Annotated in this window: 23 protein-coding genes and 3 tRNA genes; 14 read left to right on the plus strand and 12 right to left on the minus strand. The window is 67.5% G+C overall.

The features are described 5' to 3' along the window. Window positions 1-381 precede the first annotated feature (381 nt). From sufC to BQ7388_RS06305, 6 genes are all read left to right on the plus strand, one after another. Window positions 382-1143, plus strand: coding sequence for a Fe-S cluster assembly ATPase SufC (gene sufC / locus BQ7388_RS06280; RefSeq protein ID WP_072500036.1), 762 nt, complete (start codon window positions 382-384; stop codon window positions 1141-1143). A gap of 28 nt (window positions 1144-1171) precedes the next feature. Then, window positions 1172-2590 carry a Fe-S cluster assembly protein SufB gene (gene sufB, locus BQ7388_RS06285; RefSeq protein WP_072500477.1) on the plus strand — a complete coding sequence of 473 codons (1419 nt, stop codon included), beginning with the start codon at window positions 1172-1174 and terminating at the stop codon, window positions 2588-2590. Further along, the gene (locus BQ7388_RS06290; protein WP_072500037.1) at window positions 2590-3711 is read left to right on the plus strand and encodes a SufB/SufD family protein; all 1122 of its coding nucleotides are present in this window, start codon (window positions 2590-2592) and stop codon (window positions 3709-3711) included. The genes sufB and BQ7388_RS06290 overlap by 1 nt, the downstream gene beginning before the upstream one ends. After that, on the plus strand, window positions 3708-4976 hold the full coding sequence (locus tag BQ7388_RS06295) for an aminotransferase class V-fold PLP-dependent enzyme (RefSeq protein WP_072500038.1): 1269 nt from the start codon (window positions 3708-3710) through the stop codon (window positions 4974-4976). Before BQ7388_RS06290 ends, BQ7388_RS06295 begins: the two co-directional genes overlap by 4 nt. After that, on the plus strand, window positions 4969-5469 hold the full coding sequence (gene sufU, locus BQ7388_RS06300) for a Fe-S cluster assembly sulfur transfer protein SufU (protein WP_072500039.1): 501 nt from the start codon (window positions 4969-4971) through the stop codon (window positions 5467-5469). Before BQ7388_RS06295 ends, sufU begins: the two co-directional genes overlap by 8 nt. 116 nt (window positions 5470-5585) lie before the next feature. Next, window positions 5586-6068, plus strand: a complete 483-nt coding sequence (locus tag BQ7388_RS06305; protein WP_369750392.1) for an RrF2 family transcriptional regulator — start codon at window positions 5586-5588, stop codon at window positions 6066-6068. A gap of 138 nt (window positions 6069-6206) precedes the next feature. Here the strand turns inward: BQ7388_RS06305 and hcp are convergent, their stop codons facing one another. Then, entirely contained in the window at window positions 6207-7820 is a 1614-nt protein-coding gene (hcp, locus tag BQ7388_RS06310) for a hydroxylamine reductase (protein WP_072500040.1), read from the minus strand. A 112-nt stretch (window positions 7821-7932) separates the two neighbouring features. Here hcp and BQ7388_RS06315 point away from each other — a divergent pair, with 112 nt between their 5' ends. Beyond that, the gene (locus BQ7388_RS06315; protein WP_083558295.1) at window positions 7933-8658 is read left to right on the plus strand and encodes a Crp/Fnr family transcriptional regulator; all 726 of its coding nucleotides are present in this window, start codon (window positions 7933-7935) and stop codon (window positions 8656-8658) included. 149 nt (window positions 8659-8807) lie between these two features. Here the strand turns inward: BQ7388_RS06315 and ptsP are convergent, their stop codons facing one another. The 5 genes from ptsP to BQ7388_RS06340 all read right to left on the minus strand — a co-directional run bounded on the left by ptsP (window position 8808) and on the right by BQ7388_RS06340 (window position 13510). Beyond that, a complete protein-coding gene (ptsP, locus tag BQ7388_RS06320; RefSeq protein ID WP_072500041.1) occupies window positions 8808-10511 on the minus strand; it encodes a phosphoenolpyruvate--protein phosphotransferase in 1704 nt (567 codons plus the stop codon). Window positions 10512-10593: 82 nt separating this feature from the next. Continuing rightward, window positions 10594-11520 carry a 1-phosphofructokinase gene (gene pfkB / locus BQ7388_RS06325; RefSeq protein WP_062530871.1) on the minus strand — a complete coding sequence of 309 codons (927 nt, stop codon included), beginning with the start codon at window positions 11518-11520 and terminating at the stop codon, window positions 10594-10596. A gap of 179 nt (window positions 11521-11699) precedes the next feature. After that, window positions 11700-11776: transfer RNA gene (locus tag BQ7388_RS06330), tRNA-Arg, on the minus strand. Window positions 11777-11851: 75 nt separating this feature from the next. Continuing rightward, complete coding sequence (locus tag BQ7388_RS06335) at window positions 11852-12823, minus strand: type I phosphomannose isomerase catalytic subunit (RefSeq protein WP_062530869.1); 972 nt, start codon at window positions 12821-12823, stop codon at window positions 11852-11854. A 39-nt stretch (window positions 12824-12862) separates the two neighbouring features. Further along, window positions 12863-13510, minus strand: coding sequence for an NUDIX hydrolase (locus BQ7388_RS06340; RefSeq protein ID WP_009278930.1), 648 nt, complete (start codon window positions 13508-13510; stop codon window positions 12863-12865). A 262-nt stretch (window positions 13511-13772) separates the two neighbouring features. On the opposite strand from BQ7388_RS06340, the gene BQ7388_RS06345 reads away from it, so the two are divergent. Beyond that, window positions 13773-15818 (plus strand): DEAD/DEAH box helicase, encoded by a 2046-nt coding sequence (locus BQ7388_RS06345; RefSeq protein WP_456319929.1) that lies wholly within the window; start codon window positions 13773-13775, stop codon window positions 15816-15818. Window positions 15819-16791: 973 nt separating this feature from the next. After that, a complete protein-coding gene (locus BQ7388_RS06355) occupies window positions 16792-17382 on the plus strand; it encodes a hypothetical protein (RefSeq protein ID WP_072500043.1) in 591 nt (196 codons plus the stop codon). Between the two features lie 616 nt (window positions 17383-17998). Here the strand turns inward: BQ7388_RS06355 and BQ7388_RS06365 are convergent. Next, window positions 17999-18541 carry a glutathione peroxidase gene (locus BQ7388_RS06365; protein WP_072500045.1) on the minus strand — a complete coding sequence of 181 codons (543 nt, stop codon included), beginning with the start codon at window positions 18539-18541 and terminating at the stop codon, window positions 17999-18001. Window positions 18542-18846: 305 nt separating this feature from the next. Here BQ7388_RS06365 and BQ7388_RS06370 point away from each other — a divergent pair, with 305 nt between their 5' ends. Next, the gene (locus tag BQ7388_RS06370) at window positions 18847-20820 is read left to right on the plus strand and encodes an InlB B-repeat-containing protein (protein ID WP_129583171.1); all 1974 of its coding nucleotides are present in this window, start codon (window positions 18847-18849) and stop codon (window positions 20818-20820) included. 456 nt (window positions 20821-21276) lie between these two features. Here the strand turns inward: BQ7388_RS06370 and BQ7388_RS06380 are convergent. Next, a tRNA-Lys gene (locus BQ7388_RS06380) sits at window positions 21277-21352 on the minus strand. A 15-nt stretch (window positions 21353-21367) separates the two neighbouring features. Then, window positions 21368-21443, minus strand: a tRNA-His gene (locus BQ7388_RS06385). A 103-nt stretch (window positions 21444-21546) separates the two neighbouring features. Here BQ7388_RS06385 and BQ7388_RS06390 point away from each other — a divergent pair. The 4 genes from BQ7388_RS06390 to BQ7388_RS06405 all read left to right on the plus strand — a co-directional run bounded on the left by BQ7388_RS06390 (window position 21547) and on the right by BQ7388_RS06405 (window position 24687). After that, window positions 21547-22392 carry a class B sortase gene (locus BQ7388_RS06390; RefSeq protein ID WP_159430803.1) on the plus strand — a complete coding sequence of 282 codons (846 nt, stop codon included), beginning with the start codon at window positions 21547-21549 and terminating at the stop codon, window positions 22390-22392. A gap of 117 nt (window positions 22393-22509) precedes the next feature. After that, window positions 22510-23397 carry a transporter substrate-binding domain-containing protein gene (locus tag BQ7388_RS06395; protein ID WP_129583173.1) on the plus strand — a complete coding sequence of 296 codons (888 nt, stop codon included), beginning with the start codon at window positions 22510-22512 and terminating at the stop codon, window positions 23395-23397. Window positions 23398-23465: 68 nt separating this feature from the next. Further along, window positions 23466-24104 carry an amino acid ABC transporter permease gene (locus BQ7388_RS06400; RefSeq protein WP_009278922.1) on the plus strand — a complete coding sequence of 213 codons (639 nt, stop codon included), beginning with the start codon at window positions 23466-23468 and terminating at the stop codon, window positions 24102-24104. Window positions 24105-24156: 52 nt separating this feature from the next. After that, window positions 24157-24687, plus strand: coding sequence for an amino acid ABC transporter ATP-binding protein (locus BQ7388_RS06405; protein WP_456319930.1), 531 nt, complete (start codon window positions 24157-24159; stop codon window positions 24685-24687). On the opposite strand, the gene BQ7388_RS06410 is transcribed toward BQ7388_RS06405, so the two are convergent. The 3 genes from BQ7388_RS06410 to BQ7388_RS06425 form a co-directional block, all read right to left on the minus strand. Then, complete coding sequence (locus BQ7388_RS06410) at window positions 24671-25183, minus strand: hypothetical protein (RefSeq protein ID WP_200781442.1); 513 nt, start codon at window positions 25181-25183, stop codon at window positions 24671-24673. The genes BQ7388_RS06405 and BQ7388_RS06410 overlap by 17 nt on opposite strands. 274 nt (window positions 25184-25457) lie before the next feature. Further along, window positions 25458-26369, minus strand: a complete 912-nt coding sequence (locus BQ7388_RS06420; protein WP_083558296.1) for a CPBP family intramembrane glutamic endopeptidase — start codon at window positions 26367-26369, stop codon at window positions 25458-25460. Window positions 26370-26485: 116 nt separating this feature from the next. Then, window positions 26486-26790 (minus strand): hypothetical protein (locus tag BQ7388_RS06425; RefSeq protein ID WP_407668482.1); only part of this gene is annotated, 305 nt, incomplete at its 5' end.

A 26790-nucleotide genomic window follows, 5' to 3' on the forward strand; every position in this document is an offset into this window, starting at 1 on the left:
TACCGGCGGGGACCGACATCGGTAGCGGCCGGCTCATGGACCTTTCTGGGGCATCCATGCGCCGCGTTCGCAAAAAACTGCGCACGGTTGCACCGAATTATGGAGACGTTCGGCGTTTGCCCAGGTCGCAATCAGCTGAAAGAAATCCAATGCGCAGTTTTTCGGGGCATGACACCATCCGTTCGCTCCATGCCGCCCAAGGTGACTCGAGCTGCGACGCGACGAGGCGACGCGGCATGCGATTTTTCACGAACAAGGCGCCCGCATGTCGCACAACGGGGTAAAATACCCCCCTGTAAGTAGGATTTGGATCGGGACGGCGCGGCGGGGGCCGCTCGTCCCGCCCACGACAGCGCGTGCGCGCACCCAGAGAGAGGCACCATGTCCAGTCAGCTGCTCAGCATCTCCGGGCTCTCGGCCGGGACCGAGGACAAGCCCATCCTTCATGACATCGACCTCGAGGTCGGCACGGGCCAGACCCACGTCCTCATGGGGCCCAACGGCGCCGGCAAGTCGACGCTGGGCCACGTCATCATGGGCGACCCCAGCTACCGCGTGAGCTCCGGCAGCATCGCCTTCGACGGGAAGGACGTCACCTCCCTCTTGCCCGACAAGCGCTCCCTCGCGGGCATCTTCCTCTCATACCAGGCGCCCGTCGAGGTGCCCGGCGTGCCCCTCTACAGCTTCCTGCGCACCATCTGCCAGATGAGGCCCGAGCTCAAGATGACCGCCCGCAGGTTCCGCGAGCGCGTGGCGCAGATCTCGGAGCAGCTCGACATGGACGACGCCTTCCTCACCCGCGAGCTCAACGTGGGCTTCTCGGGCGGAGAGAAGAAGAAGGTCGAGATGCTGCAGCTCCTCCTCCTGCGCCCCAAGCTCGCCATCCTGGACGAGACGGACTCCGGCCTGGACGTGGACGCGCTCTCCATCGTGTCGCGCGGCATCGAGGCCTACCGCAGCGAGTGCGGCGGCGCGCTCCTCATGATCACGCACAACACCCGCATCCTCGAGAGGCTCGACGTCGACCGCACGCACGTGATGGTCAAGGGTCGCCTGGTGGCCGAGGGCCCCGCCTCCCTCATCGACGAGATCGACTCCGACGGCTTCGCCCGCTTCGAGTCCGAGCAGATTGCCGAGGCCTAAGGTGAGCGAGAGGCAGAACGCGGGCGAGGTGGACGAGAGGGGCCGCTCCAAGGTCTCCGACGTCGACCGCTCCCTCTACGACTTCGTGAAGAGCGAGGAGGGCTACGAGCGCTACGACGACGGCCTCACGCCCGAGATCGTGCGCGCCATCAGCGCAAAGAAGGGCGAGCCCGCCTGGATGCTCGACATGCGCCTCGAGGCCCTCGAGGTCTTCCACGAGCGCAAGATGGCCGACAACTGGGGCCCGGACGTGTCGGGCCTGGACATGGACCACATCTCGACCTACGTGAGCCCCCAGACCAAGCAGGCCCGCGACTGGGACGACGTGCCCAAGGACATCAAGGACACCTTCGAGCGACTGGGCATCCCCGAGGCCGAGCGCGAGAGCCTGGCCGGCGTCGGCGCCCAGTACGACTCCGAGATCGTCTACCACAACATGCGCGAGGAGGTCGCAAAGCAGGGGGTGGTCTACACCACGATCGAGGACGCGCTGCAGGACCCCAAGTGGGAGGCGGTCGTCCACGAGTACTTCGGCAGGCTCATCCCCATGCGCGACCACAAGTTCGCGGCACTGCACTACGCCGTGTGGTCGGGCGGCTCCTTCGTGTACGTCCCCGAGGGCGTCACGCTCGACTACCCCCTGCAGAGCTACTTCCGCCTGAACGCCTCCGGCGCCGGCCAGTTCGAGCACACGCTCATCGTGGTCGAGCCCGGAGCAGACCTGCACTTCATCGAGGGATGCTCCGCGCCCAAGTACTACGAGGCCAACCTCCACGCCGGTGCCGTGGAGCTCTACGTGAAGGACGGCGCGCGCCTGCGCTACTCCACCATAGAGAACTGGTCCAAGAACATGTACAACCTCAACACCAAGCGCGCCACCATCGGCTCCGACGCGCGCATGGAGTGGGTCTCGGGCTCCTTCGGCAGCCACGTGAGCTACCTCTACCCCACCACCATCCTGCAGGGCGACCGCTCGAGCTGCGAGTTCACCGGCATCACCTTCGCCGGTGCCACGCAGGACCTGGACACGGGCTGCAAGGTGATCATCAACGGCGCCGACTGCACGACGTCCGTCGACACCAAGTCCATTTCCAAGGACGGCGGCATCAACACCTTCAGGAGCTCCCTGGTGATCGGCCGCCACGCCGACAGGGCCAACGCGTCGGTGTCCTGCTCCTCGCTCATGCTGGACGACATCAGCCGCTCTGACACCATCCCCGCCATGGACGTGCGCAACCGCACGGCCCAGGTGGGGCACGAGGCGACCATCGGCCGCATCTCGGACGACACCGTGCTCTACCTCATGAGCCGCGGCTGCTCGGAGTCCGAGGCCCGCACCATGGTGGTCAACGGGTTCGCCAACCCCGTCTCGAAGGAGCTCCCGCTGGAGTACGCCGTCGAGATGAACAACCTGATCAAGCTCGAGATGGAAGGGGCGATCGGCTAATGGCAGAGACGATTGCCGAGGCGCCGTCGTACGCGGCCGTCGAGCACGTGAACCAACCGCCCGCGCAGACCTGGAACCACCTCAGGATCAACGGGTGCAGCCTCAGGCTCCCCTCCCCCGCCCGCAAGGGAGAGGTGCTCGCGCGCCTGCCTAGAATCTTCTCCCAGCTCGAGTGCGGCATCGGCGACGAGGCCGTGAGTTGGGTCGAGTCCGTGGCGGGAGACGCCCGCTACGTGGAGGTCCCCCAGGGGACGCGTCGCGCGGAACCTATCGTCGTGGACGTCGACGCCAGCGGTTTTGCCGTCGAGGACACCGGCGTGATGCTGCGCGAGGGCTCCGAGGCCACCGTCGTGGTCTCGGTCCGCGGCCAGGGCGGCCACTCCGCCTCCCTCCTCCGCGTCATCGCCGAGGCGGGCTCCAGGCTCCACCTCGTTGAGGTCGTCGCTCCCGGCAGTGGGAGCACCCACCTCGAGGGGGTGGGCATCGAGGCCGCCGAGGGCGCCCGCATCGAGGCGCGCCAGTACGCGCTGGGGGGCAAGAGCCTGGCCATGGGCTTTGCCACCAAGCTCGGGGGCACGTCGTCGCGCCTGCAGCTCGACTGCCGCTACGTCGTGCGCGACGCCGACGAGCTCGACGTGAACCACGTCGTGCGCCAGCTCGGCCGCAACAGCCGCAGTGACATCGTCACCTCGGGCTTCCTGGGCGAGAGGGCCCACAAGGCCATGCGCGAGACCATCGACCTCACGCACGGCGCCAAGGGCGCCCGCGGCAACGAGACCGAGACCGTCCTCATGGGCGGCGACGAGGTCGTGAACAAGACCCTTCCCGTCATCCTCTGCGACGAGGACGACGTCCAGGGCAACCACGGCGCCTCCATCGGCTCCGTCAGCGCCGAGCAGCTCGGCTACCTCACCGACCGCGGCCTCAGCGAGGAGGAGGTCAACGACCTCTTCGTGCGCGCCATCTTCGACGACGCCGCCATCCACGCGCCCGAGGCGAGCTCCCGCGAGGCCGCACTCGCCCGTGCGGAACAGCTGCTCGGGCCCGAGGCCGCCCGCGACGTGGCCGAGGGCCTGGGCCTCTCGCCTGCCACCACCGACGCCAGGGAGGTGTCCGCATGAGCCTCGACGCATCCCAGCTCGCGAGCATCGCGGAGAACCCCTACAAGGATGACTTCCCCCTGCTCGCCAAGCATCCCGAGATCTGCTTCCTCGACAGCGCCGCCACCTCCCAGCGGCCGGCAGCCGTGCTCGACGCACAGAGGCGCTTCTACGAGGAGATGAACGCCAACCCGCTGCGCGGGCTCTACGGCCTGTCGGTCGAGGCGACCCAGGCCATCGAGGGCGCGCGCGACCACATAGCCCGCTTCATCGGCGCGGTGGACGACGAGGGAAGGCCCCAGGGCAGCGAGGTGGTCTTCACCCGCAACGCCTCGGAGTCGCTCAACCTCGTCGCCCAGACCCTGGGCAGGAGCGTCCTGCACGAGGGCGACGAGGTCGTCGTCTCGATCATGGAGCACCACTCCAACATCATCCCCTGGCAGCAGGTCTGCGCCCAGACGGGCGCCCGCCTCGTCTACCTGAGGCTCGACGACGACTTCCGCATCACTCAGGAGGAGCTCGAGGCGAAGGTCGGCCCCAAGGCGAAGATCGTCTCGGTGACGCAGGTCTCCAACGTACTGGGCGTGCAGAACGACATTCCCGCCATCTCCGCGCGCGCCCACCAGATGGGCGCCCACATGGTGGTCGACGGGGCGCAGAGCGTCCCGCACCTCAAGGTGGACGTCCGCGAGCTGGGTTGCGACCTCCTGGCCTTCAGCGCCCACAAGATGGGTGGCCCCATGGGCATCGGGGTCCTCTGGGGCAAGGCCGCCCTCCTCGACCAGATGCCCCCCTTCCTCACGGGAGGCGAGATGATCGACTCCGTGAGCGAGACGGACGCGGTCTGGGCGCCCGTCCCACAGAAGTTCGAGGCGGGCACGCAGGACGCGGCGGGCAGCTACGCCTTCGACGCGGGCCTGGGCTACCTCGAGTCCAAGGGCTTCGCCGCCCTGGAGGCGCGAGAGAGGCTCCTCTCCGCCTACCTGACCGAGAGCCTGGCAGCCCTCGACTTCGTCGACGTCATAGGCCCCGAGGACGGCTTCCGCCACGTCGGTGCCGTCGCATTCAACGTACGTGGCGTCCACCCACACGACGTGGCCTCCATCCTGGACGGGTCGGGCGTCTGCATCAGGGCCGGGCACCACTGCGCCCAGCCCCTCCTCTCCTACCTCGACGTGGCCATGGGCAGCACCTGCCGCGCGAGCGTGGCGTTCTATAACGACAAGCAGGACATCGACCGCCTGGTCGACGGCCTCAAGACGGTTTGGCAGGTCTTCAATGGCTAACGCGAACGTCGCGTCCCTCTACAACGCGCAGTTCATGGACCACGTGTCCCATCCCGACTACAAGTACCCGCTGGAGGACGCCACCCTCACCCACGAGGGCGTGAACCCCTCCTGCGGCGACGAGCTCACCTTCTACGTCCGCCTGGGGGACGACGGCACGATAGAGGAGGCGGCCTACCAGGGCCACGGCTGCGCCATCAGCCAGGCCTCCGCGGACATGATGAGCGACCTCGTGGTGGACAAGACCCCCCAGGAGGCCATCGGGCTCTGCAAGCTGTTCGGTCGCATGGTGCGCGGCGAGGAGACCGACGCCGACACGCTCGCGCAGCTGGACGAGGCCGCCTCGCTCAGGGACATCTCGCACATGCCCGCACGCGTCAAGTGCGCCGAGCTCGCCTGGCGCACGCTCGAGGAGATGCTCGAGGCCGGGAGCGAGGAGGCCAGCGTGGACGTTCCCTTCCACACGCACGAGCACGACGGGGCGAACGACTAGACGAGGGCAGGCGCCTGGGGAGAGGACCACCACGTCCCCATCCCGCGCACCCACATGCACATAGGACGACCACGGTAGGCGGCAGGGGCGAGAGGGGGTAGGCACGGATGGCTGGCATGTTCTCCACCAGGGGCAAGTACGCCCTGCGAGCCATGGCGGACCTTGCCATGCACGACGGGTGGGTGTCGCTGGGCGACGTCTCCCGCAGGCAGAACATCTCGCGCAAGTACCTCGAGCAGGTGGTGTCACGCATGCACAAGGTGGGCTACGTGCAGAGCCTTCGCGGCAAGGGCGGTGGATACCGCCTGAGCAAGCGACCCGAGGAGTACACCCTCGGCCAGATCCTTCGTGCGGCAGAGGGCTCGCTCGCGCCTGTGGCCTGCCTCGACTGCACGAACGGCGAGATCTGCCCCATCATCGACACCTGTCCCACCGTCACCGTGTGGCGGGACCTCGGGAAGGTCACCGCCGAGTACCTGGACAGCAAGACCCTGGCGGACATCGTCCGCGACAGGCAGGAGATCGCAGGCCTCACTGACTGGAACCCGCGCGAGAGCCGAGGACCACAACAGAGTCAGGGACGCGTGAGCTGCGACTAGTCACCCTGAGCCAGGGAGCGCACCCCCTGGCGTTGTCGCGACAGCCGGCTCCGGACGGCTCGACCTTCCCGGCAGAATGACGCCCGCATCCCCTCGGGGGGGTGCGGGCGTCCCTTTGGCATGGCTCCGTCCCGAGCCCTAGGCCAGGCACTTCGCCAGGTCGTCCTCGACGTTGGTGGTGGGGGCGATCCCGTAGTTCCTCACCAGGACGTCCAGTACGTTGGGCGAGATGAAGGCGGGCAGGGAGGGCCCCAGCAGGATGTCCTTGATGCCCAGGTGCAGCAGCGTCAGGAGGATGCAGACCGCCTTCTGCTCATACCAGGAGAGCACGAAGGAGAGGGGCAGCTCGTTGACCCCGCAGTCGAAGGCCTTCGCGAGCGCCACCGCGACCTGGATCGCTGAGTACGCGTCGTTGCACTGGCCCATGTCCAGGATGCGCGGAAGGCCGGCCACGGTGCCCAGGTCGAGGTCGTTGAAGCGGAACTTGCCACAGGCCAGGGTCAGGACCACGGAGTCCTCGGGCGTCGCCTTGACGAAGTCGGTGTAGTAGTTGCGGCCGGGCTTGGCGCCATCGCAACCGCCCACCAGGAAGAAGTGGCTGATCTGACCAGCCTTGACGGCGTCGACCACCTTGTCGGCGACGCCCAGCACGCTGGCGTGGCCAAAGCCCACGGTCACGCGATGGCCGCCGTTGATGCCCGTGAGCTCCTGGGGTTCGGCATAGCCGCCCAGCTCCTTTGCCTGTGCGATGAGTGCCGAGAAGTCCTTGTGGCCCCTCTCGTCAGCCTCCACGTGGGCGCAGCCGGGATACTCCACGACCCCCGTGGTCCACACCCGGTCGCCATAGGAGCCGCGAGGGGGCATCAGGCAGTTCGTGGTCCAGAGCACGGGAGCGGGAATGGCGTCGAACTCCCTCTGCTGGTTCTGCCAGGCGGTGCCAAAGTTGCCCTTGAGCTGGGGATAGCGCTTGAGCTCGGGATATGCGTGAGCGGGGAGCATCTCGCCGTGGGTGTACACGTTGACGCCCGTGCCCTCGGTCTGTTCGAGGAGCTCCTTGAGGTCGTAGAGGTCGTGGCCCGTCACGACGACGAAGGGGCCGGGCTCGACGGTCAGCGGAACCTCGGTGGGAACCGGGGCCCCGTAGCTCGAGGTGTTGGCCTCGTCCAGGAGCGCCATGCACTCCAGGTTGACGGCGCCGGCCTCGTCGACCAGCGCCAGCAGGGCGTCCGCGTCATCCAGACCGGCGATTCCCGCCAGGGCCTTGTAGAAGAAGGCGCTCACCGCCTGGCTGCGGCGGCCGAGAGCGGCGGCATGGTAGGCATACGCCGCGATGCCACGGATGCCAAAGAGTACGAGCGACTTCAGGGAGCGCAGGTCGACGTCCTCGGCGTGCCACACGAGGTTCAGGTCGTAGTCAGGCGTGTCATCGCCGGGCGCGATGCCGTCCTTCGCGGCATGGACGCGCGCGATCATGGCACGAACGGAGTCAGCGTCGAAGTTGACGTTGGTGATGGTCGTGAAGAGCCCCTGCACGACGACATCGTCCGTGAGCGCGTTGGGCGTGGCGCCAGACATCACCGCCTGGGAGAGGGCCACCATGGCGCCCGTGAGCTCGTCCTCGAGTCGGGCGACCTCCGCCGACTTGCCGCAGACGCCCTGCCTGGAGCTGCAGGCGACCCCACGCGCGGTCTGCTCGCACTGGAAGCAGAACATCTCCTGTACCTTCTCGGGCGTAAGCGTGGTTTGAACCATTCTTCTCCTCCTTGCCTGACGGCCCTTTGGCTGCCGTCCCCGTCCTTCGAGAAGAAGGGTATTGCTATGATTCAAACGTTTCCGTTGCTTTTACAACATAAAGGGAAGAAATATGACAAAATCGAGAGAGAAGGAGACGGCCAAGGTCCCGACGGGCCTCTCGCTCGTGCCCAAGGAGCTTCTCCCCCAGGTCGAGGCCGCACGCAGGACCCAGCTCTTCTCCGGCATGGACGCGCTCGAGGTCGCCCGCATGCTCCCCTGCCTCGGGGCGAGGACGGTCTCGTTCGAGGAGGGCGAGTACGTCCTGCGCGTGGGAGAGCGGGACGCCCACGTGTGGGTGGTCGAGTCGGGCGAGGTGCACGTGATCCGCGAGGACTGGCTCGGCAATCGCAACATCCAGGGCAGCTTCGGACCGGGAGAGTCCTTCGGCGAGGCCTATGCCTGCTCCCCGGACGCCAAGCTCCCGGTATCCGTCGTGGTGGTGAGGGACGTCCGGCTCCTCAGGCTGGACGTCCGCCGCATGCTGCGGACCTGCTCGTCCGCCTGCCCCTTCCATCTGCGCCTCCTCTCCAACCTGGTAGGGCAGATGGCCTCCAAGAACCTCATGCTGGGAAGCAAGCTCCGCTACCTCAGCCAGCGCAGCACGCGCGACAAGCTCCTTGCCTTCCTCTCCGACGAGTCGGCACGCCAGGGCAGTCCCAGCTTCGCCATCCCCTACACCCGCCAGCAGCTCGCGGACTACCTCTCGGTCAACCGGAGCGCCCTCTCGAGCGAGATCTCGCGCCTCCGCGACGAGGGCGTCCTGCAAAGCGAAAGGAACCAGTTCACGCTCCTGTAGGCGGAAGCCAGCACGAGGGCACCATGGCCCGGGTTCCAGCAGGCCTGGCGCCGGTCGGCCCTGCCAAGACGGGCGAGGCTTCACAAAAGGGAGGGGGAGGGCGCCAAGGCAGCGACCCTCCCCCTTCGAGACCCATGACGTGCCAAGGGCTACTTGGCGGCCGCCTGCAGGACGGCCTTGACCTCGGCCGCGGTCTTGAGGCTCAGGACCTTCTCCGCAAGGGCGTCCGCCTCCTCCTTGGTCCACTCGCTGATGATGCGGCGGGTGCGCAGGATCGAGGGGGCGGAGACGGAGTACTCACCCAGGCCGAAGGAGATGAGCACGGGGATGAGCAGCGGGTCTGCCGCGGCCTCGCCGCACATGCCCACCATGATGCCCGCCTTGTTGCCCTCGGTGATGATGCGCTTGAGCGAGCGGAGCACCGCAGGCTGATAGACCTCATAGAGGTAGGCGACGCGGTCGTTGCCGCGGTCGGCGCACATGGTGTAGCCGATGAGGTCGTTGGTGCCGATGGAGAAGAAGTCGCACTCGGCGGCGAGGTCGTCGGCGACGAGGGAGGCCGCGGGGGTCTCGATCATCGTGCCGACCTCGATGTCCTTGTTGTAGGCGACGCCGCGGGCGTCGAGCTCCCTCTTGCACTCCTCAATGAGGGCCTTGGCCTGGCGAATCTCCTCGAGGGAGGTCACCAGCGGCAGCATGATCTTGATGTCGCCGAAGGCGGAGGCGCGCAGGAGGGCGAGGAGCTGGACCTTGTACTGCTCGGGGTTGTTGAGGCAGTAGCGGATGGCCCTGAAGCCCATGAAGGGGTTCTCCTCCTTCTGGAGGTTCAGGTAGGGGATCTCCTTGTCGCCGCCCACGTCGAGGGTGCGGATGATGACCGGTTGGTCCTTCATGCGCAGGGCGACCTTCTGGTAGGCAGCGAACTGCTCGTCCTCGCTGGGCAGCTCGGAGGCGTCCATGAAGAGGAACTCCGAGCGGAAGAGGCCGATGCCCTCGCAGTCGTGCTCGGCGGCGTTGTTGGCGTCCTCGGGATTGCCGATGTTGGCGACGAGCAGGACCTTGTCACCGTCGCCGGTCACGGTGTCCTTGCCGCGATAGGCCTCGAGCGCGGCCTTCTCGTCCGCATACGCCTTGGCCTTGGCGCGGTACTTCTCGAGCTCGCCTGCCGTGGGCTGGGCGACGACCCTGCCCTTGCTGCCGTCCACGACGACCATGTCACCCGTCTTGATGTTGGTGGTGGCGCCTACGACGGAGAGCACCGCGGGAATCTCGAGCGCGCGGGCGATGATGGCGGAGTGAGAGGTACGACCTCCGGTCTCGGTCACGATGCCGGCGACGTTCTCCTTGTCGATGTCGGCCGTCATCGAGGGGGTGAGCTCGTGGACGACGACGATGGAATGCTCGGGCAGGGTGGAGAGGTCGACGACCTCCTTGCCCAGGAGGTCGGCCAAGAGGCCGGTCTTGACGTCGGCGACGTCAGCCGCACGCTCGCGGAAGAGCTCGTCCTCCATGTTCGAGAACATGTTGTAGTACATGTCGTAAGCCTCGCTCACGGCCTGCTCCGCGCACATGCCGGAGTCGATGGAGCCGTTGACCTTCTCCTTGATGCCCTCGTCCTCGGCGAACTCGATGTGGGCACCCATGATGAGGGCCGCCTCGTCGCCGACGCTCTTCCTCATGCGCTCGATCTGGGCGTTGGTCTGCGCGACGAACTTCTCGAGCGCGGCGTCGTAGCGCGCCTTCTCCTCGCCCGCGTCCTCGGGCACCTTGGGTGTGAAGCTGAGGTCTGGGGCAACCGCGACCTGTGCCACGCCGATTCCATAGCCGTCTGATGCGTTGACGCCTTCGAACATAGGGTCCTCCAAACGATTCGATCCCAATAATGTGGTTTCGCGTTGGCTGCCAGGAAGGTGGTTCTATGGAACGGCACCGGCCCTAGGCCTGTGCGGCGATGATCTTGTTCAGCTGCTCGTAGACGCGGTCGACGGTGGCACGCTTCGCGATGGCCTTGCTCGCCGCGGTGGCCGTGCCGCAGGCGGATGCGAAGCGCAGGGCAGTCTCATAGTCGGCGCCGCCCTGGACCTGCGCAACGAAGCCCGCCACCATCGAGTCGCCGGCACCAGTGGCGTTGACCAGGCGGATCTTGGCGGTGGGAACCGTGTGGACCTCGTCGTTCTCGTCATAGAGCAGGGAACCGTGGCCGCCGCACGAGACGATGACGTTCTGGGCGCCGCGCTCGTGGAGCTCCTTGGCGAAGGGGATGCACTCCTCCGGGGTCTCGGGGCGGGCGTCGAAGATGCGACCCACCTCGTGGTTGTTGGGCTTGATGAGGAAGGGCTTGGCGTTGAGGGCCTCGAGCAGCAGGGTCCCGGGCGCGTCGACGACGAAGCGGATGCCACGGCCCTCGAGGCGCTTCATGATGACGTCGTACATGTCCTCGGGGAGCGACTTGGGGATGGAGCCCGTCAGCACGACCGTGTCCCCCGAGCCGATGTAGTCGATGCGCTCGAGGAGCTCGTCCACCTTCTTCTCCGAGATCTTGGGGCCCATGCCGTTGACGATGGTCATGACGATGCCCTTGAGCTTCACGTTGATACGGGTGAAGCCGTGCTCGAGCCTTACGAAGTTGGACGAGATGCCACCCTTCTGCAGCTCCTTGATGAGGTAGTCGCCCGTGAAGCCCGCAGCGATTCCCAGCGCGACGTTGGGGACCTTGAGCTCGTTGAGCATGGTGGAGATGTTGATTCCGTTTCCCCCGCAGTAGAGCTCCTCGCTCGACGAGCGGTTGGTGAAGCCCATGTCGAGCGTAAGGGGGTGCATTACGTAATCGATCGCCGGATTCAGCGTGACGGTATAAATCAACGTGTGCTCCTCTCGGCCACTGATCATGTAAGGTCATTATGCCTTAATTGGCCGTGTCTGGAGGAGAAATACCGTCCAACGTGCTCCAATTCGGGGTCGGGCTCGCAGCGTGCGACACGTCTTGGGAAAGGTCGCGGGCCCGCCCGGAACTTGCCGGGTGGGCCCGCGCGTCTGGATCGTGGTGCGCCCTAGGCGATTCGAACGCCTGACCCGCGGTTTAGAAGACCGATGCTCTGTCCAGCTGAGCTAAGGGCGCACGCAAAGGGCACGACCATGGTACCACGGAGGGGCGGCTCGGTCCCGCGAGCCGGAGGCGAGGACCCGAGGCGGCCTACCTGGGCACGTACGAAACGACTAGCTCCATCCTCCCCGCAAGGGCGAGCCCGCCGTGGCCGCTCGGGACGACGAAGTGGTCGCCCTTCCCCACCGCATGCCCGCCCGCGCTGCCCGTTCCGTCCACCACGCTCGCGCAGGCGAAGTCCCGGAAGGGAGGGAGGGTCCTCTCACCCGCGACCCTGACCCGCTCCACGGCATAGCGCTCGCAGCTCACGAGCTCCGTCACCCCGTCGGCCTCCCTCGCGTCGACGTGGCCGGATGAGATGGGCTCGGCGTCGTAGTCGATGACGTCCAGACTCTGGGCGAGGTGCAGCTCCCTCTTGCTGCCGTCCGCCTGCAGGCGGTCGTAGTCCCACACGCGGTAGGTGACGTCGCTCGACTGCTGGGTCTCGAGCACCATGGTCCCCGCCTTGATGGCATGCACGGTGCCCGGGTCAATCTGGAAGAAGTCCCCCGTGTGGACGGGGACCTCGTTGAGGAGCCCGTCCCAGTCGCCCTCCTCCACCTTGCGGGCGAACTCCTCGCGGCTCCTCGCCCGCTGCCCCACCACGATGGTCGCACCGGGGTCCGCGTGCAGCACGTACCAGCACTCGCACTTGCCCAGGGAGCCGCCCTCGTGCTCCGCAGCGTAGGCGTCGTCCGGATGGACCTGGATGGAGAGGTCGCCCTCCGCGTCAAGGATCTTGACCAGGAGGGGGAAGCGATCACCCGTGGCGCCACCGAAGAGCTCGCGATGCCCGTCCCAGAGTTCCGAGAGCCTCTTGCCCTCGAAGGCGCCCGACGCGACGCGACAGTCTCCCGCCGGATGCGCCGAGATCGCCCAGCACTCCCCCACCGGGCCGTCGGGGATCTGGTAGCCAAACTCCTCCTGGAGTCTCCTGCCCCCCCAGATCTTCCCGTGGAAGACGGGCTCGACGAAGATGAGGTCGCGCTCGGGGGAGCAAGACGGGTCCTTGGCTGTGCTCATGGGCCTTCCTTTCGATGGTGCGGCGTTTCCTCGATGGTATCAGGCGAGCCCGTGTGCCCGCAGGGCCGCCGCCTGGGCGGCGACGATGGTCTTCCCGTCGTCGATGAGACCCGCCCGTATCCCCGCGAGGACCTCGTCCAAGGGGACCCAGGCGACGTCCACGAGCTCCCCCTCGTCGGGATGGGAGCTGCCGGCGCTCAGCTCGTATGCCAGGAAGACCTGCGTCGCCTCGTCCGTGAAGCCGGGCGAGCCCAGCGAGCGGGCCACGGGCTCGAGCCTCCCGGCCACGAGGCCCGTCTCCTCGCCGAGCTCGCGCGCGGCGCAGCGGGGGCCGTCCTCGCCCGGTTCGAGCCTTCCCGCCGGTATCTCGAGCGAGACCCTGCCCAGAGCCACCCGGAACTGCCTCACCAGGCAGATGCAGCCGTCCTCGCGGATGGCCCCGACGCCGGCGCCGCCGTGGTGACGCACCAGCTCGCGCCTGCCGTGGCTGCCGTCCGGCAGGGCCACGTCGAGCAGCTCCACGGAGAAGACCCTCCCCTCCCACTCCGCGCTCGTCGAGCAGACGCGCTCGCACAGGCGGGGGTCGGGCTCCAGGAGCCTGCGGATGCGGGCGAGGGGACCCTCGTCCGGACGGGCCCGGGCCCCTGCGCCAGCCCCCGCCAAGCCAGCCGCCTCCGGCTTATCCATGCGCACCACCTTCCCTGGGACGCGCCCGCCGACGGGCGACGCAGACGACCGTTCGACCCCGATGATACCGAGTTGCGCTTATTTGGAAGAGCGGGGCGGTCGGCGACGCGCAGGTCGGCGCCCATGCGTACCATGTAGTCGCGAGTAGGTGCCGTGCCTGCAGCCTGGCCCCCTCGCCTTGGAAGATCGCCGCGCAGGGTCGCGGAAGCAAGCAGATGGGAAGCGCATGAGCAATCGGAACGGCGGCCGGTCCGGCCGTGGCATGACGGCCGTCCGGGAGGACTCGGACGGCTTCGGGGGGCTTGGGCTCTCGAAGAGGGCCCTCGCGGCCGTGGAGGAGCTGGGCTACGACGAGCCGACGCCGGTGCAGAGTCTGGCGATACCCCAGGTCATCGCCGGCAAGGACGTGATGGCGGCCGCCCAGACGGGAACGGGCAAGACGGCAGCGTTCCTGCTGCCGACCCTCGACGGGCTGGGGCACGCGGGCAAGGGGGAGGGACCCCTCATGCTGGTGGTGACCCCAACCAGGGAGCTGGCACAGCAGATCGAGGACGCGGCGGAGCTCATCTGCCGCCACACCGGGCACAGGACCGTCGTGCTGGTGGGAGGGGTCGGCTACGAGCCCCAGAGGCAGGCCCTGAGGAGGGGCTGCGACCTGCTCGTCGCGACGCCGGGCCGCCTCCAGGACCTCATGAACCAACGCGAGGCGGACCTCTCGTCCGTGCGCGTCCTCGTCCTGGACGAGGCCGACCGCATGCTCGACATGGGCTTCCTCCCCGACATGCGCCGCATCGTCGCCGCGACCCCGAGCCAGCGCCAGACGCTCCTCTTCTCCGCCACCCTGGACGACGACGTCCTCTCCAACACCAAGTCGCTGGTAAGGCACCCCGTCCGCGTGGAGGTCGCCCGCAAGGGCACCGCGGCCGAGACCGTCGACCAGTACGTGCTCTCCGTGTCCCCCGAGGCGAAGAGCGCCGTCCTCGCCGAGCTGCTCCGGCGCGAGGGCTCGCGGCGGGTGATCGTGTTCTGTCGCGGCAAGCACCGCGCCGACGGCATCTGCCGCAAGCTCAGGAAGGCGGGCGTGCTCTGTGCGCCCATCCACGGCAACCGCTCGCAGAACCAGAGGGAGCGGGCGCTGGCAAACTTCCGTGACGGGCAGGTTGACGTCCTGGTCGCGACCGACGTGCTGGCCCGAGGCATCGACATTCCCGACGTCTCGTACGTGGTCAACTTCGACGTGCCGGGCGACGCCGAGGACTACATCCACCGCATCGGCCGCACGGGCCGCGCGGGAGAGAGCGGCTGGGCGCTGAGCTTCGTGACCGAGGACGACTACCTCGACCTGCGCGACGCTGAGGGGCTCATGGGCAGGGTGATCCCCCCGTTCCCGCGCGCCGAGGGACTCGACCTAGGCAGGGACCCGGTTAGGATGGACCCCGGCCGCGACCCGCACGAGAAGCTCCCCGGAAAGAAGGCGCGCAAGAAGATGGCGGACGCCCGCAGGGCGCGGAAGGCCGCGGCGGAAGGCCCGGCCGCGGCAGGCATGGCCACCGAACATCCCAGGCCAGGCACCAACAAGGCGGGGCAGGCCACTTCCCGGCAGGTCCGCGCCAAGGGGTCCGGCCGCCCGTCACGGAAGGACGGCGGAGCCAAGCCGGCCACGACCCAGAGGCCGCGCCCCCAGTCCCGTCGAAGGGCGAAGGCGGCGGAGAGTGGCTTCAACCTCTCTCCCGACCGTGGCGAGGCGGGCGNAGACGCCAGCGCCCTGACGACTCCCGAGGGCAAGGACCCGGACGACCCCGACGGGCTGTTGGACCAGATTCGCGTGACCATCCCGGTCGCCATCCATTACGTGGCCGACTCCGCGGGGACGCTGAGCGGCCCCAAGGACAACGTCATCAAGTTCTCCAACAACTCCACGATGCCCGTCCACGTCGCGAGCGCGTCCGTGAGCGACGGCAACGGCGCGGCCATCGTCACGAAGGAGCAGGAGGAGCAGGCGGAGCGCGAGGGCAAGGCCGACTCGATCTGGCTCAGCCTCACCAACTCGAACGGCGACTCCATCGACCTGGGCGACTACAAAGGGGAGCGCGACCTTCGGGCGGGCAAGTGGAACATCGCGAGGTCAACCAAGCCCTCGGGCGAGGAGCGCATCGCAGACGACGCCAACAAGCTCTACCTCAACGGCCTGACCGGCCGCATCTCGGGCTTCGGAGGAATCGACCCCGCGAAGGACACCCAGGTCGGAGAGATCCACTGGACCGTGAGGCCGGGAACCAACGCCGAGCCATCCGAGGCACAGGCGTGAGGCGCGTGACGCGGGAGGGCCAATGGAGGGAGAGGAGAGGCAGATGAGAAGACCACCGTGCACGAAGTCCCATTGGGCCTACGGGTCATGCAGACGTCCGGCGAGGCTCGCCATATCGTGCGTCATCTCGGCGTCGATGGGCCTCGCGAGCATCCCGGCAGCGGCGGGGGCGCTGGGACGACAGTCGACGGACGAACTGACGCTCAGCTTTGACAAGAACTCCGAGCTCGCACGGGGAAGCAGCCCCGACCAGCCCCTTGCCGCGGGGAGGGCCTCCCTGCTCGACCCGTCGGGCATCAGCCTTGGCCCCCATGAGCCGCTGGGCTGGGCCCTGGACAAGGAGGGCACGGGGAGGCTCGTCAGACGAGGGACGCCGCTACGTGGGACCAGCCTCTGGGACGATGCGAACGGCAACGGCGAGGTGGACGAGGGAGAGTTGGAGGACCTGCTCCCCCATGCCAGGGACGGCGTGGTGACGCTCTTTGCCCAATGGCCCGAGGAGGCGCTGGCGGAGCTCGACGACACCGAGGAAAGGGAGGCGCCAGGGCAGGGACAGCCAGATGGCAGAGAGCCAGAGCGCGACGGTCTTGGGCGCGGCGCCGACGGGTGCGACGAGGCCTCGGAGAGGGAAGGGGACGGAGAGAAGGACGTGGACCCTCCCGCGGACGGGGCGGACACGTGCGACGGGGAGACATCCGCAGCGGCGGCCGAGCCCCCACCGCCCGCGAGGGACGGCGCGGCGCCAGAGACACCCCCCGACACCGACACGANTGGCCGCCTGCGTGCGTCCATGCACGTCCTCCCACCTGCGGCACCGCAGACTGGCGCGAGCTATGCGCCAGCTTGCTGCCAGCTCGATCTAAAAGCCCGGGCCCACCGATGCCCTCCCGTCGGACGATTGTCTCACGCGCCCCTCGGGGCGGCCGCCATGCCAGGGAAGCACTTCCCTCGGCGACGGACGAGGAGGGACTAGGTGAAGAGGCGGAAGGCACGGGGACGCAGGGGCATGTCGGCCCGGAATCCACGAGGGACGAGGGTACTGGCGCTCGTCGTCCTCGGCCTGGCGTTCGCGGCGGCAGCGCTCCAGGCCCCACGGTTGCTCGAGGCCGGCTGGAAGGACCCACGGCTCAACCTGGGCTCCTACGACGCCCTGGCAAGGGAGGGCGACGGGGCGCGGGACCTCGACCGGCAGGCGGAGGCGGACGCCTATTCCATGGACATAAGCTGTGCCGCGGCGATGGAGCTCGAGGAGGGACAGACCTCGGTGGAGGTACGCCTCGAGAACCCCTCGACCAACCACTGCGACCAGCGCATACGAATCTTCGAGAGGGAGAGGCCCGACGACCTGCTCTTCGAGTCCGGCGCCCTCTCGCCTGGCGAGCAGCTGCAGACCGTCGACCTGAGCCACCCCCTCGAGGCGGGCACACATCATGCCGTGGTCGAGTTCCAGGGCTACGAGCGAGGCGTGTCGCTCCTCTCGAACGAGGGCAGGCTGCTCGGACACAACAGCTTCGGGGCGTCGTGCGCGGCGGAGGTGGACATCATCTGCCGTCCCCAGGAATAGGCGACCAGGGCGGGCGTCCGCCCGGATGCGGCAACAGGGACTACGGAGGAAGGCGGGAATATGCGGGACATGGGCAACACTTGCAGGAGCTGCGCGCGGATGGCCGTCATGGCCGGGCTGGGGGTGGCGCTGGCGCTCTCCTCTCCCCTGGCGGCACTGGCCGAGGAGGCGCGGGCGGACGCCGCGCCNTTCGACGAGGCGACCTCCGCGCTCGACCCCCGGCTCACCGAGGACATGCACGCGCTCATCCGCGAGCTTGCGGGAGATGGCATGGCCGTGGGCATCGTGACGCACGAGATGGGCTTCGCCCGCGAGGTCTCTGACCGCGTGGCCTTCCTCATCGACGGGCAGATCGTGGAGGAGGGCACTCCCGAGCAGGTCATGAGCAACCCCCGCGACGAGCGCACGAGGCACTTCCTCTCCAGCTCCGTGGACTAGGACAGGGCAACTCCCAGACGCCGCCGCCCGCGTCTTTGGTGCCCCGCCGGCACCCTAGCCTCATGACAGCGCAAGGCATGTCCAACAAGGAGAGAGGCCCCCAGCCACGAAGCCGGGGGCCTCTCTCTCCTTGTGTGCGCACCACGCGAGGCGGGGCGTCGTAACGCGCCAACAAGCCCTAGAGCTGGGACTTGACGCACTCCTCGACGGCTCTCATATCTGCCGTGGGCTCGAAGCGGGCGACAACGTTACCCGCGCGGTCGATGATGAACTTGGTGAAGTTCCACTTGATGTCGGAGTTGTTCTTGTAGTCGGGGTCAATGGTCTTGAGCAGGGCGGACATGGTCAGCGCCTTGGGGCCATGCCCAAAGCCCTCGAAGCCCCTCTGGCCCTTGAGCCAGGTGTAGAGGGGCAGCTCGTTCTCGCCGTTGACGTCGGACTTGTGCATCTGGGGGAACTGCGTGCCGTAGTTGAGGGTGCAGAACTCGTGGATCTCCTCGTCGGTGCCGGGAGTCTGGCCCTTGAACTGGTTGCAGGGGATGTCAAGCACCTCGAAGCCCTGGTCACGATAGTCCTCGTACATCTTCTCGATCGGCTCGTAGTGGGGCGTGAAGCCGCAGCCGGTGGCGGTGTTGACCACCATCACGACCTTTCCCTTGAAGTCGGACATCTTGACCTCGTTGCCCTGCGGGTCGGTGACGCTGTAGTCGTAGAAGCCCATGATGGATCCCTCCTGACGTAGTTAAATTGAGCACAATTAAGTTGTACGCTATTAATATAGGAAAAGCAAGGCATGGAGCGCGAGGTTGCTCACAGACGTCACGATCGCACGTCGGCGAGGCGTCCTACCACGGTCTGGACGGCCGGCCCTCCAGAGCGTCCCCTCCCGCCCCGTTCGTGTCACTGTCCTGGGGCAAGACGGGCACACCCTCGACAGGTGACGCCGCGGGCAATGTCGTGGGCTGCGTCCGGCACACCCCGTCCGGCACCGGCGGCGGCGTCTGCCCGCCCTCCGCGCGGGCGANGATGGGAAAGCCGGAAGAGGCCACTGAGGGCACAGCCGGCCGGGAGGACCCCGCCCCCGCCCAAGACGAGGCGACTGGGATGCCCTCGGATGACGGGCTGGCACCCATCGGCGTCAGCTACCAGGAACTCGTCGCGGGCATGGCGAGGGTCAGCTCGGCGTATGCGCCCACAGACAGCAAGTACGTGTACCCCAAGCTCAGCTTCAGGGGCTACTTCTGCAACCCCAACGACCGCAAGGGCGGCTGGACGGGCTGGTCAACCGCGAAGACGGACAACTCCCACACCGACGTCCCGGCAGACGCGGGAAGGGTCCTGGGAGGGAGGATCGACCACGGAGTCCTCAGCGGCCTGCAGGTCAGATGGGTCGGAGGCACGGACTCCGCCGGTTCCGTGAGCTACAGGCTGCTCTACTCGGACGGGTCCCACTCCGCCTGGGCGAAGAACGGCCAGACGGCGGGTCAGGACAACGTGGGCGGGCGCTCCGCGATAGGCTTCGCCGTAAGGCTCGAGGGGGAGGCGCTGAAGCACTACAGCGTAAAGTACCGCATGCATCCGCTGGAGAGCGCGGAGCAGAGCAAGACCGTGAGCGAGGGAGACGTCTCGCATAAGGGCATATACGCAGACGGCATAGTAATCTACCTGGACGTCCAAGAAAATACCGTGACCTTCGTGAATGGCGAGGACGGCAAGGTCATCCAGAAGAAGAAGGTCATCTACCACTCCAACGCGAGCACGCCCGCGCCGCCCACGGTGCGTGGCAGGACCTTCCTCAGGTGGGACGGCGACTACAAGCCCGTCACCGCTGACGTGACCGTGACTGCCCGCTACAGGAAGAACCGCTACACCATCGCATTCGAGGGAAACGGCGCCACCTCGGGTGGGACGCCCAACGTGCAGGCAAGCTACGACGAGCCCAGCACGCTGCCAAGGAGCGGGTTCAAGCGCGCGGGCCACGTGTTCAAGGGGTGGGCCCGCGACCCAAAGGCATCCAAGCCAGACTACGGTGAGGGGCAGCAGGTCAAGAACCTGTCCGAGAAGGACGGGGGCACGGTGCGCCTCCATGCCGTCTGGCAGAAGTCGTCCCAGCGCCTGACCGTGGACCCCATGGGCGGGACCTGGCGCAAGAGCGGCTCTCCCACCACCCTGACGCAGGAATACGGCAGCAGCACCACGCTCGAGCGACCGCAGAGGCAAGGCTACCAGTTCCAGGGGTGGAAGCTCGAAGGCGATGGCAGGGTCGACGGGGAGAGCTATCGCTTTGGCGAGGGAGACGCGACGGTACGGGCGCAGTGGAAGGCGATTCGCTACTCCATCCATTTCGACCCCAACGCCGAGGATGCCGACGGGTCGGTGAGGGACCTCGCGGCGACATTCGACGAGGACGTCCGCATCCCCGACGGCGGCTTCGAGCGCGAGGTGTTCGACCTCGTCGGCTGGAACGCCGCACCCGACGGGAGGGGCAAGTCGTACGAGCTCGGCCAAAGCGTGCGCAACCTATCGTCCAAGGAAGGCGAGAAGGTCACGCTCTACGCCCAGTGGAAGCCCAAGCGCGTCAAGGTCAGGATCCCCGTCGCGATCCATTACGAGGCCAAGCAGGACGGAAGCGTCCATGGGCCCGCAGACGGCGTCGTCGCGATCGCGAACCAGAGCGACATGGGAGTGCACGTGAGCCAGATCTCCGTCCACTCGGGAGGCGGCGTGAGGATCGTCTCCTCTGACCCACGCGATGGTGAGGTGGAGCTCGAGATGACCCCCGAGGGGGGAAGCGCCGTCAGGCTCGGAGACTACGCGCGTCCCTCGGCGCCGAAGAACCCCTTGGAGTGGAACGTCGAGAGGGAGCGGAGCCTCGCGCTCAACGGGCTTCGGGGGCGCGTGAGCGACGCCACCCTCCTCGTGAGGGAGAGGCAGGTGGGCGGCATCAACTGGACCGTCGCCCCGGGTGACCTCAGGACCAGGGGGGTGAGTTCGAGATGAGAGATGATGACCGTGGCCGCACCAGGACGGCGGGCACATTCCGGCTGGCAAGGATCGTCTTGGCGATCGCGCTCGCCCTGGCGCCCCTGGGGCTCGTGGCGCGAGCCGCCTGGGCGCAGGAGGGAATCGTCTCGAGGGGGAGGACCGGGCTCTATGTGACCCTGCAAGAGCCCAAGCAAGGCCAGGCACCGCAAGGGCAGGACTCGTCTTCCGGCGGAGGTGGGTCCAGGTCGATGCCCCAGACCGGAGTGGGCGTCGAGGCCCTCGGCCTGTTGGTGGGAGGCGCGCTTCTCGCGGCCGGGGGACACGCCCTCCTCAAGGGAGGACGGCAGCGTGCAATGAGCAAGTCAGGCGGGCGTCCCCCACGCATCCGTACGGATGACTTTGGGAGGAAGCTGCCCTAGAGACAAGAAAGCGGGCCACCAGCTGCTGGAGCTGATGGCCCGCGACTTCTCGTGGTGGGTCGTGAGGGGGTCGAACCCTCGACCTTGGGATTAAGAGTCCCCTGCTCTACCAACTGAGCTAACGACCCGCATGCGTTTGTGAATGGGGTGGGTAGAGGGGCTCGAACCCTCGACCTACGGAGCCACGGTCCGTCGCTCTGCCAACTGAGCTACACCCACCATTTGCCCCACCTCGTAACGCGCTTGATTATCATGCCCAAACTCGCTGCAGGATGCAAGGGTCAATTTGAAAAACTTCTCTCGAATGTGTCGGGGGCTTCACATGGCAAGGGTCAGACCGCCCAAAGCCGCAGGCGGAAGGGCCTGCGTGCGAATCCCGGCCCGGCGTCGCGGACATCGTGGCACGCCACGCCGGCTCGCCGCCACGTCCCTCCTCCTCGTGGGCGGCTCCCTGCTCCTTGCCTTTCTTATCCCAGCGGCCCTCGGCCTGATCGAACAGGCACGCTACCAGGTCCTGGCCCAGGGACTGCGCCCGCCCGCCAACCAAGGCAACCCGGAAAGCGGCTCGCAGGGCCACCTCCCGAACGGCGTGCGCGCATGGCTCCGCATCGAGGGGACGCCTATCGACTATCCCGTTGCCCAGGCAGACGTGAGGGACCCGCTCTTCTACCTCGACCATGACCCCTGGGGGCACCCCGCCCGGCTGGGCTGCCCCTTCGTCGATGCGCGCTGTGGGCCGACGTCGGAGCATCTCGTCGTCTACGGCCACCACTTCGCCGGGACGACGCTCATGTTCTCTTGCCTTCATGACGCCCACGTCCCACGAAACTTCGAGGAGCTGGCGGGCCGTGACCTCATCTGGGCCGACGGGCGGGGCGAGTCAAGGCTCAGGGCCCTCTGCGCCCTGCGCGTGCCCAGCGACTGGCCGGACGTCCAACGCTTCGACTTCGGCGACGACTCGTCACTCCCCGACTTCCTGTGCGGGATCTGCCGCTCCTCCTCCGCCAAGAGCCCTGACGCCGCAGTCCTCTGCCAGGCGCCGACGCGGGCCGTGACGCTCGTCACCTGCAGCTCCCTCTGGTCTGGGCAACCCTGGCGAACCCTGGTCGTCTATTGCGAGCCAGGCCGAGTGCGCCCCTCGCCCGTCTGTGGAGCGGAGGGAGAATGAGTACAGCTGGTTTCCGAGCTTGAACGCGTCCGCCTCGCGTCCTAGACTTACTCCACCCTACTAAAGTGCTTAGCCAATTTGATGCCTGACCATAGGGCAGGCGGGGCGGAGGAGAACATGAAGGCACACGACGTGACGATGGGTCGCAGGCAGTTCCTCAAGATGGCGACGGCGGCTCTGGCAGCGCCGGCGGCGGCCTCGCTCGCAGCATGCTCCAACGCGGACTCCGCCGGCTCCCCTGCGGCGGCCCCGGCGTCCGGAAGCGGCGTCGAAGGCTTCGACGGCACCCTCGTCGTGGGCTTCGACCAGGAGTTCCCGCCCTACGGATACGTTGGCGACGACGGCGCCTACACGGGCTTCGACCTCGACCTCGCCCAGGCCGTCTGCCAGAGGGAGGGCTGGACCTTCAAGCCCAGCCCCATCGCCTGGGACGCCAAGGACGGTCTCCTCAACAGCGGACAGATCAGCTGCATCTGGAACGGCTTCACGATCGAGGGTCGCGAGGGCGACTATGCCTTCACCGACCCCTACATGGAGAACCGCCAGGTCGTGGTGACGCGCGCCGACTCCCAGATCGCCGCCCTCGCCGACCTCGCCGGTAAGAACGTGGTCACCCAGTCCGACTCCGCAGCCTACGACCTGCTGAACGCCGACGGCGCGCAGGCGGAGCTCGCGGCGAGCTTCGCCCAGCTCCAGACCATCGGCGACTACAACACCGCCTTCATGATGCTCGAGAGCGGCGCCGTGGACGCCATCGCGGTGGACTACCCCGTCGCGAGCTTCAACATCGCGGGCAGGCAGGGCAGCTTCAAGATCCTGGACGAGGCGCTCAACTCCGAGCACTTCGGCGTGGGATTCGCAAAGACCGACGCCGGCCAGGCACTTGCGGACCAGGTCCAGAGGGACCTCCAGGCGCTTGACGCCGAGGGCAAGGTCAAGGAGCTCTGCGAGAAGTATGCCGACCAGGGGGTATCGTACGACCTGTGGGTCCTCCCCAAGGCCTAGGCGGGACGAGCCACCGACCGCGTAGGACCGACCAAGAGAGAGATGGGAAGCAGTTGGACGTCTCGACCATGACAGGAATGCTGCTGCAGGGCTATGTGACCTCGCTGCAGATCTTCGCCCTGACGCTCGTCGGGGCCATACCCCTGGGCATCCCCGTTGCCCTGGGCAGGCTCTCGCGCTTCAAGCCCCTCTCTCTCCTCTGCCAGCTCTTCATCTCCGTCATGCGCGGCACCCCGCTCATGCTGCAGATGTTCGCGGTCTTCTTTGCCCCCTACTACGTCTTTGGCCGGCAGACCGGCCCTGGCTACATGTTCGTGGCGGTCATGCTCGCCTTCGTGGTCAACTACGCCGCCTACTTCGCGGAGATCTACCGCTCGGGCATACAGAGCATGCCCCGCGGGCAGTATGAGGCCGCCGAGGTCCTGGGCTACTCCCGCTCGCAGGCATTCGCGCGCATCATCCTGCCCCAGGTCGTGAAGCGCATCCTCCCCGCCATGGGCAACGAGGTGGTGACCCTGGTGAAGGACACCTCCCTCGCCTTCTCCATCGGCGTGGCGGAGATGTTCACCACCGGCCGCGCCCTGGTGGCATCGCAGCGCACCATGCTGCCCTTCGCCATCGCCGCCCTCGTCTACTGGCTGACCTGCCTGGTCATCGAGTTCGTGCTCCGCCGCGTCGAGAAGAAGCTGGCCTACTATCATGATTAGTCCGAGCAATCCCAAGGAAATCCCCACCCCGGACCAGAGCTTCGCCACCTTCATGGGACTGCCGGCGGTCTACCTGCGCGGAGGAAGGAAGTCCTTTGGCGACAGGGAGGTCCTGAGGGGCATCAGCCTGCTCATCAACAAGGGCGAGGTGGTCTCAATCATCGGGCCCTCCGGCGCGGGCAAGTCCACGCTCCTCAGGTGCCTCACGCTGCTGGACACCTTCGACCAAGGTGAGCTCTCCTACGGCAACGTGCTCGTGGCGAAGGACGGGGATGAGGGCGGCTCCGGCAGCTCCTACGACCGCCAGGCGATGCGCCAGGCACGCATGCGCTTCGGCATCGTCTTCCAGAACTTCAACCTCTTCCCCCACCGCACGGTGCTCCAGAACGTCGTCGACGCGCCCGTCGTGGTGCAGGGCAGGCCGCGCGACGAGGTGGAGGCGCAGGCCCGCAGGCTCCTGGGCAGGCTCGACATCGCAGAGCAGGCGGACAAGGTCCCCTGCCAGCTCTCGGGCGGCCAGCAGCAGCGCGTCGCCATCGCCCGCACGCTCTGCATGAACCCCCAGATCATNCGCTGGGGATGAGCAGCAGGTCGCGGTCCGGCGCGAAGAGCTCGCTGCGCACGGAGTCTCCCTCCTGCACCATGACGCGGCCGGCGAGCGAGAGGGGGCGGTCGAGCCAGCTGTAGTCGATCATCCCACCGTAGCCTTCGACGTTGAGGCGGAGGTAGGGGCCGGGACCCTCGAGCTCGGGCACGCTCTTCACCTTGAAGCTGGGAGAGTCGGAGTGCGACGCGGCCAGCTGAAAGTGATAGCCGTCGAGCTCCTCCCCCACGCGAAACGCCACGACGCTGGAGTTGTTTCGCGTCGTGTAATAGCTCCCTCCCGGCTCGAGCTCCCAGCGCGAACCCTCGGGCAGGAAGGCGAACCCCGCCTCGTCCAGGTACCTCGCGATGGTGCGAGCGCTGTGGAACATGCTCGGGCTGCTCGCGACGAAGTCGACGAGCTCGCCGGATACCTCAGCGTCTGTCATGCGTCCTCCTCCTGTTCGATGGTGGCAACCTTGGTGCGCCCGCCACATTGGTGCGCCCGCCACAGTGTACACTGGGGGGTCAGTCCCAATCGCGAGCGAAGTGGTGGCACATGAACCTCAGCCAGGCCCTAGAGCACGCAAACGCCTTCGTCTTCCCCGGCTTCCTCACCGATGCTGAGGCGCTCAACGCCGAGCGCCAGAAGAACGAGGAGGCCATCCAGCTCCTCATGGACGCATGGAGGACGAGCGCGCCGGGGGCGGAGCCCTTCTCCTTCGACCTCGTGAGGAACCTGGCGGACCGCAACCGCACGACCTGCGACAGCTATGGCATCGAGCTCCTGCGCGACCTTCCGCCCACCTCGCTCTCGCGCAAGCTCGGCGACGACGACCTGATCCGCTCCGTGGCGGCGCTCCAGCACCGCAGCTTCGACGAGGTCGCGCGCAGCGCCGGCCNCGTTGCCACGTAGCTGACCTCACTCGACTCCCCCATCAGGCCGATGGAGACGAACATGGCCAGAAAGTCGTCAAGCCCATGGAAGAGCGCGGGGCCGAAGAGGCTGTCCGACTCGTCAGGACGGCCCGAGAGCGTGGCGGCCGCGAGCACGAAGCCATAGGTCCCCGTCTGCGTGACCTTGAGGGCCGCCTGGAGCAGCTGGACGGGGTCCGACGCGTCGAGTTCGGACACGTGAGCCAAGCCGAAGAGCAGCGAGGAGACGACGCAGGCGAGGACGACGCCCGTGCGCGTGCGTCCGCTTCGCGCGAGGAGGCCGTGCAGCAGCAGACCGCGGAACATCGCCTCCTCCTCTATGCCGATGAGGAGGCAGAGCAGGGCCACGCCCGCGAGGCGCCCCACCCACCCGGGCTCGGGCGCCATCCCCGAGGAGACGAAGTCGTGGAGGTCCAGGACGCCCATCGCCGCGCCGACCAGGAGGAGCCACCAGCCCAGCCTCAGCATGCGCCTGATGCTCGCCACGTCGGGCCTGAGCATCTCCCAGCCCCCGAGGAGCGCGACGAAGCCCGTCGCGGCAATGGAGCCCGCCGCGACGTAGGCAAGGTCGTAGTCGATGCCCAGCGCGTCGGAGAGCGACTCCCCAAGCGCCGCCTCGACGAAGAAGGCCATCACGAACAGGAAGAGCGCGAGGGCCGCCCTCCGCCCGCTCGCCACCTTCCGTACCCTCCCAGCCTGACCCATCGCGCCTCCGATCCGCAACGTGTGAGACCAACAATCAGGCATGACGGCGCCACATGCAAGGGGCCCGCCGCGAGCGCGAGGCTCGGACGGACCCCAAGATCGCCCACCACAGGCCCGGGCCAGCCGCCCGGGATCGTGGCGCGACTCTCCCCTGGACGCTATGCGATGGAGCGGGCTGCGTCGTAGCCCGTGCGCACCGCCTCCTGTATGCGCCCGATGCCCAGGGCGTCACCCGCCACCCTCAGCTCGCAGCCGCGGCCCTCGAGCCACTCCGGCACTGGCACGCCCTTGATCCCAAGCGAGAGGACCAGGCGGTCGAACTCGGCCACGACCTCGCTCCCGTCGACCTTCTGGAAGCGCGCCCGACCGTCCTCGACCGAGACGAGCCTATGGCCGGGGAAGAGCTTCGTGCTGGTCTTGTCCAGCCTGCCCATGATGTCGATCATGTTCTGGAAGAAGATGC

This window comes from Olsenella phocaeensis, assembly GCF_900120385.1.
Lineage (GTDB): Bacteria > Actinomycetota > Coriobacteriia > Coriobacteriales > Atopobiaceae > Olsenella_I > Olsenella_I phocaeensis.

Bases quoted from the DNA above. Each gene is read 5' to 3' on its own strand.
- sufC (WP_072500036.1), top strand. From the start codon at position 382: ATGTCCAGTCAGCTGCTCAGCATCTCCGGGCTCTCGGCCGGGACCGAG.
- BQ7388_RS06290 (WP_072500037.1), top strand. From the start codon at position 2,590: ATGGCAGAGACGATTGCCGAGGCGCCGTCGTACGCGGCCGTCGAGCAC.
- BQ7388_RS06295 (WP_072500038.1), top strand. From the start codon at position 3,708: ATGAGCCTCGACGCATCCCAGCTCGCGAGCATCGCGGAGAACCCCTAC.
- sufU (WP_072500039.1), top strand. From the start codon at position 4,969: ATGGCTAACGCGAACGTCGCGTCCCTCTACAACGCGCAGTTCATGGAC.
- BQ7388_RS06305 (WP_369750392.1), top strand. From the start codon at position 5,586: ATGTTCTCCACCAGGGGCAAGTACGCCCTGCGAGCCATGGCGGACCTT.
- hcp (WP_072500040.1), bottom strand. From the start codon at position 7,820: ATGGTTCAAACCACGCTTACGCCCGAGAAGGTACAGGAGATGTTCTGC.
- BQ7388_RS06315 (WP_083558295.1), top strand. From the start codon at position 7,933: ATGACAAAATCGAGAGAGAAGGAGACGGCCAAGGTCCCGACGGGCCTC.
- ptsP (WP_072500041.1), bottom strand. From the start codon at position 10,511: ATGTTCGAAGGCGTCAACGCATCAGACGGCTATGGAATCGGCGTGGCA.
- BQ7388_RS06335 (WP_062530869.1), bottom strand. From the start codon at position 12,823: ATGAGCACAGCCAAGGACCCGTCTTGCTCCCCCGAGCGCGACCTCATC.
- BQ7388_RS06340 (WP_009278930.1), bottom strand. From the start codon at position 13,510: ATGGATAAGCCGGAGGCGGCTGGCTTGGCGGGGGCTGGCGCAGGGGCC.
- BQ7388_RS06365 (WP_072500045.1), bottom strand. From the start codon at position 18,541: ATGGGCTTCTACGACTACAGCGTCACCGACCCGCAGGGCAACGAGGTC.
- BQ7388_RS06370 (WP_129583171.1), top strand. From the start codon at position 18,847: ATGGGAAAGCCGGAAGAGGCCACTGAGGGCACAGCCGGCCGGGAGGAC.
- BQ7388_RS06390 (WP_159430803.1), top strand. From the start codon at position 21,547: ATGGCAAGGGTCAGACCGCCCAAAGCCGCAGGCGGAAGGGCCTGCGTG.
- BQ7388_RS06395 (WP_129583173.1), top strand. From the start codon at position 22,510: ATGAAGGCACACGACGTGACGATGGGTCGCAGGCAGTTCCTCAAGATG.
- BQ7388_RS06400 (WP_009278922.1), top strand. From the start codon at position 23,466: ATGACAGGAATGCTGCTGCAGGGCTATGTGACCTCGCTGCAGATCTTC.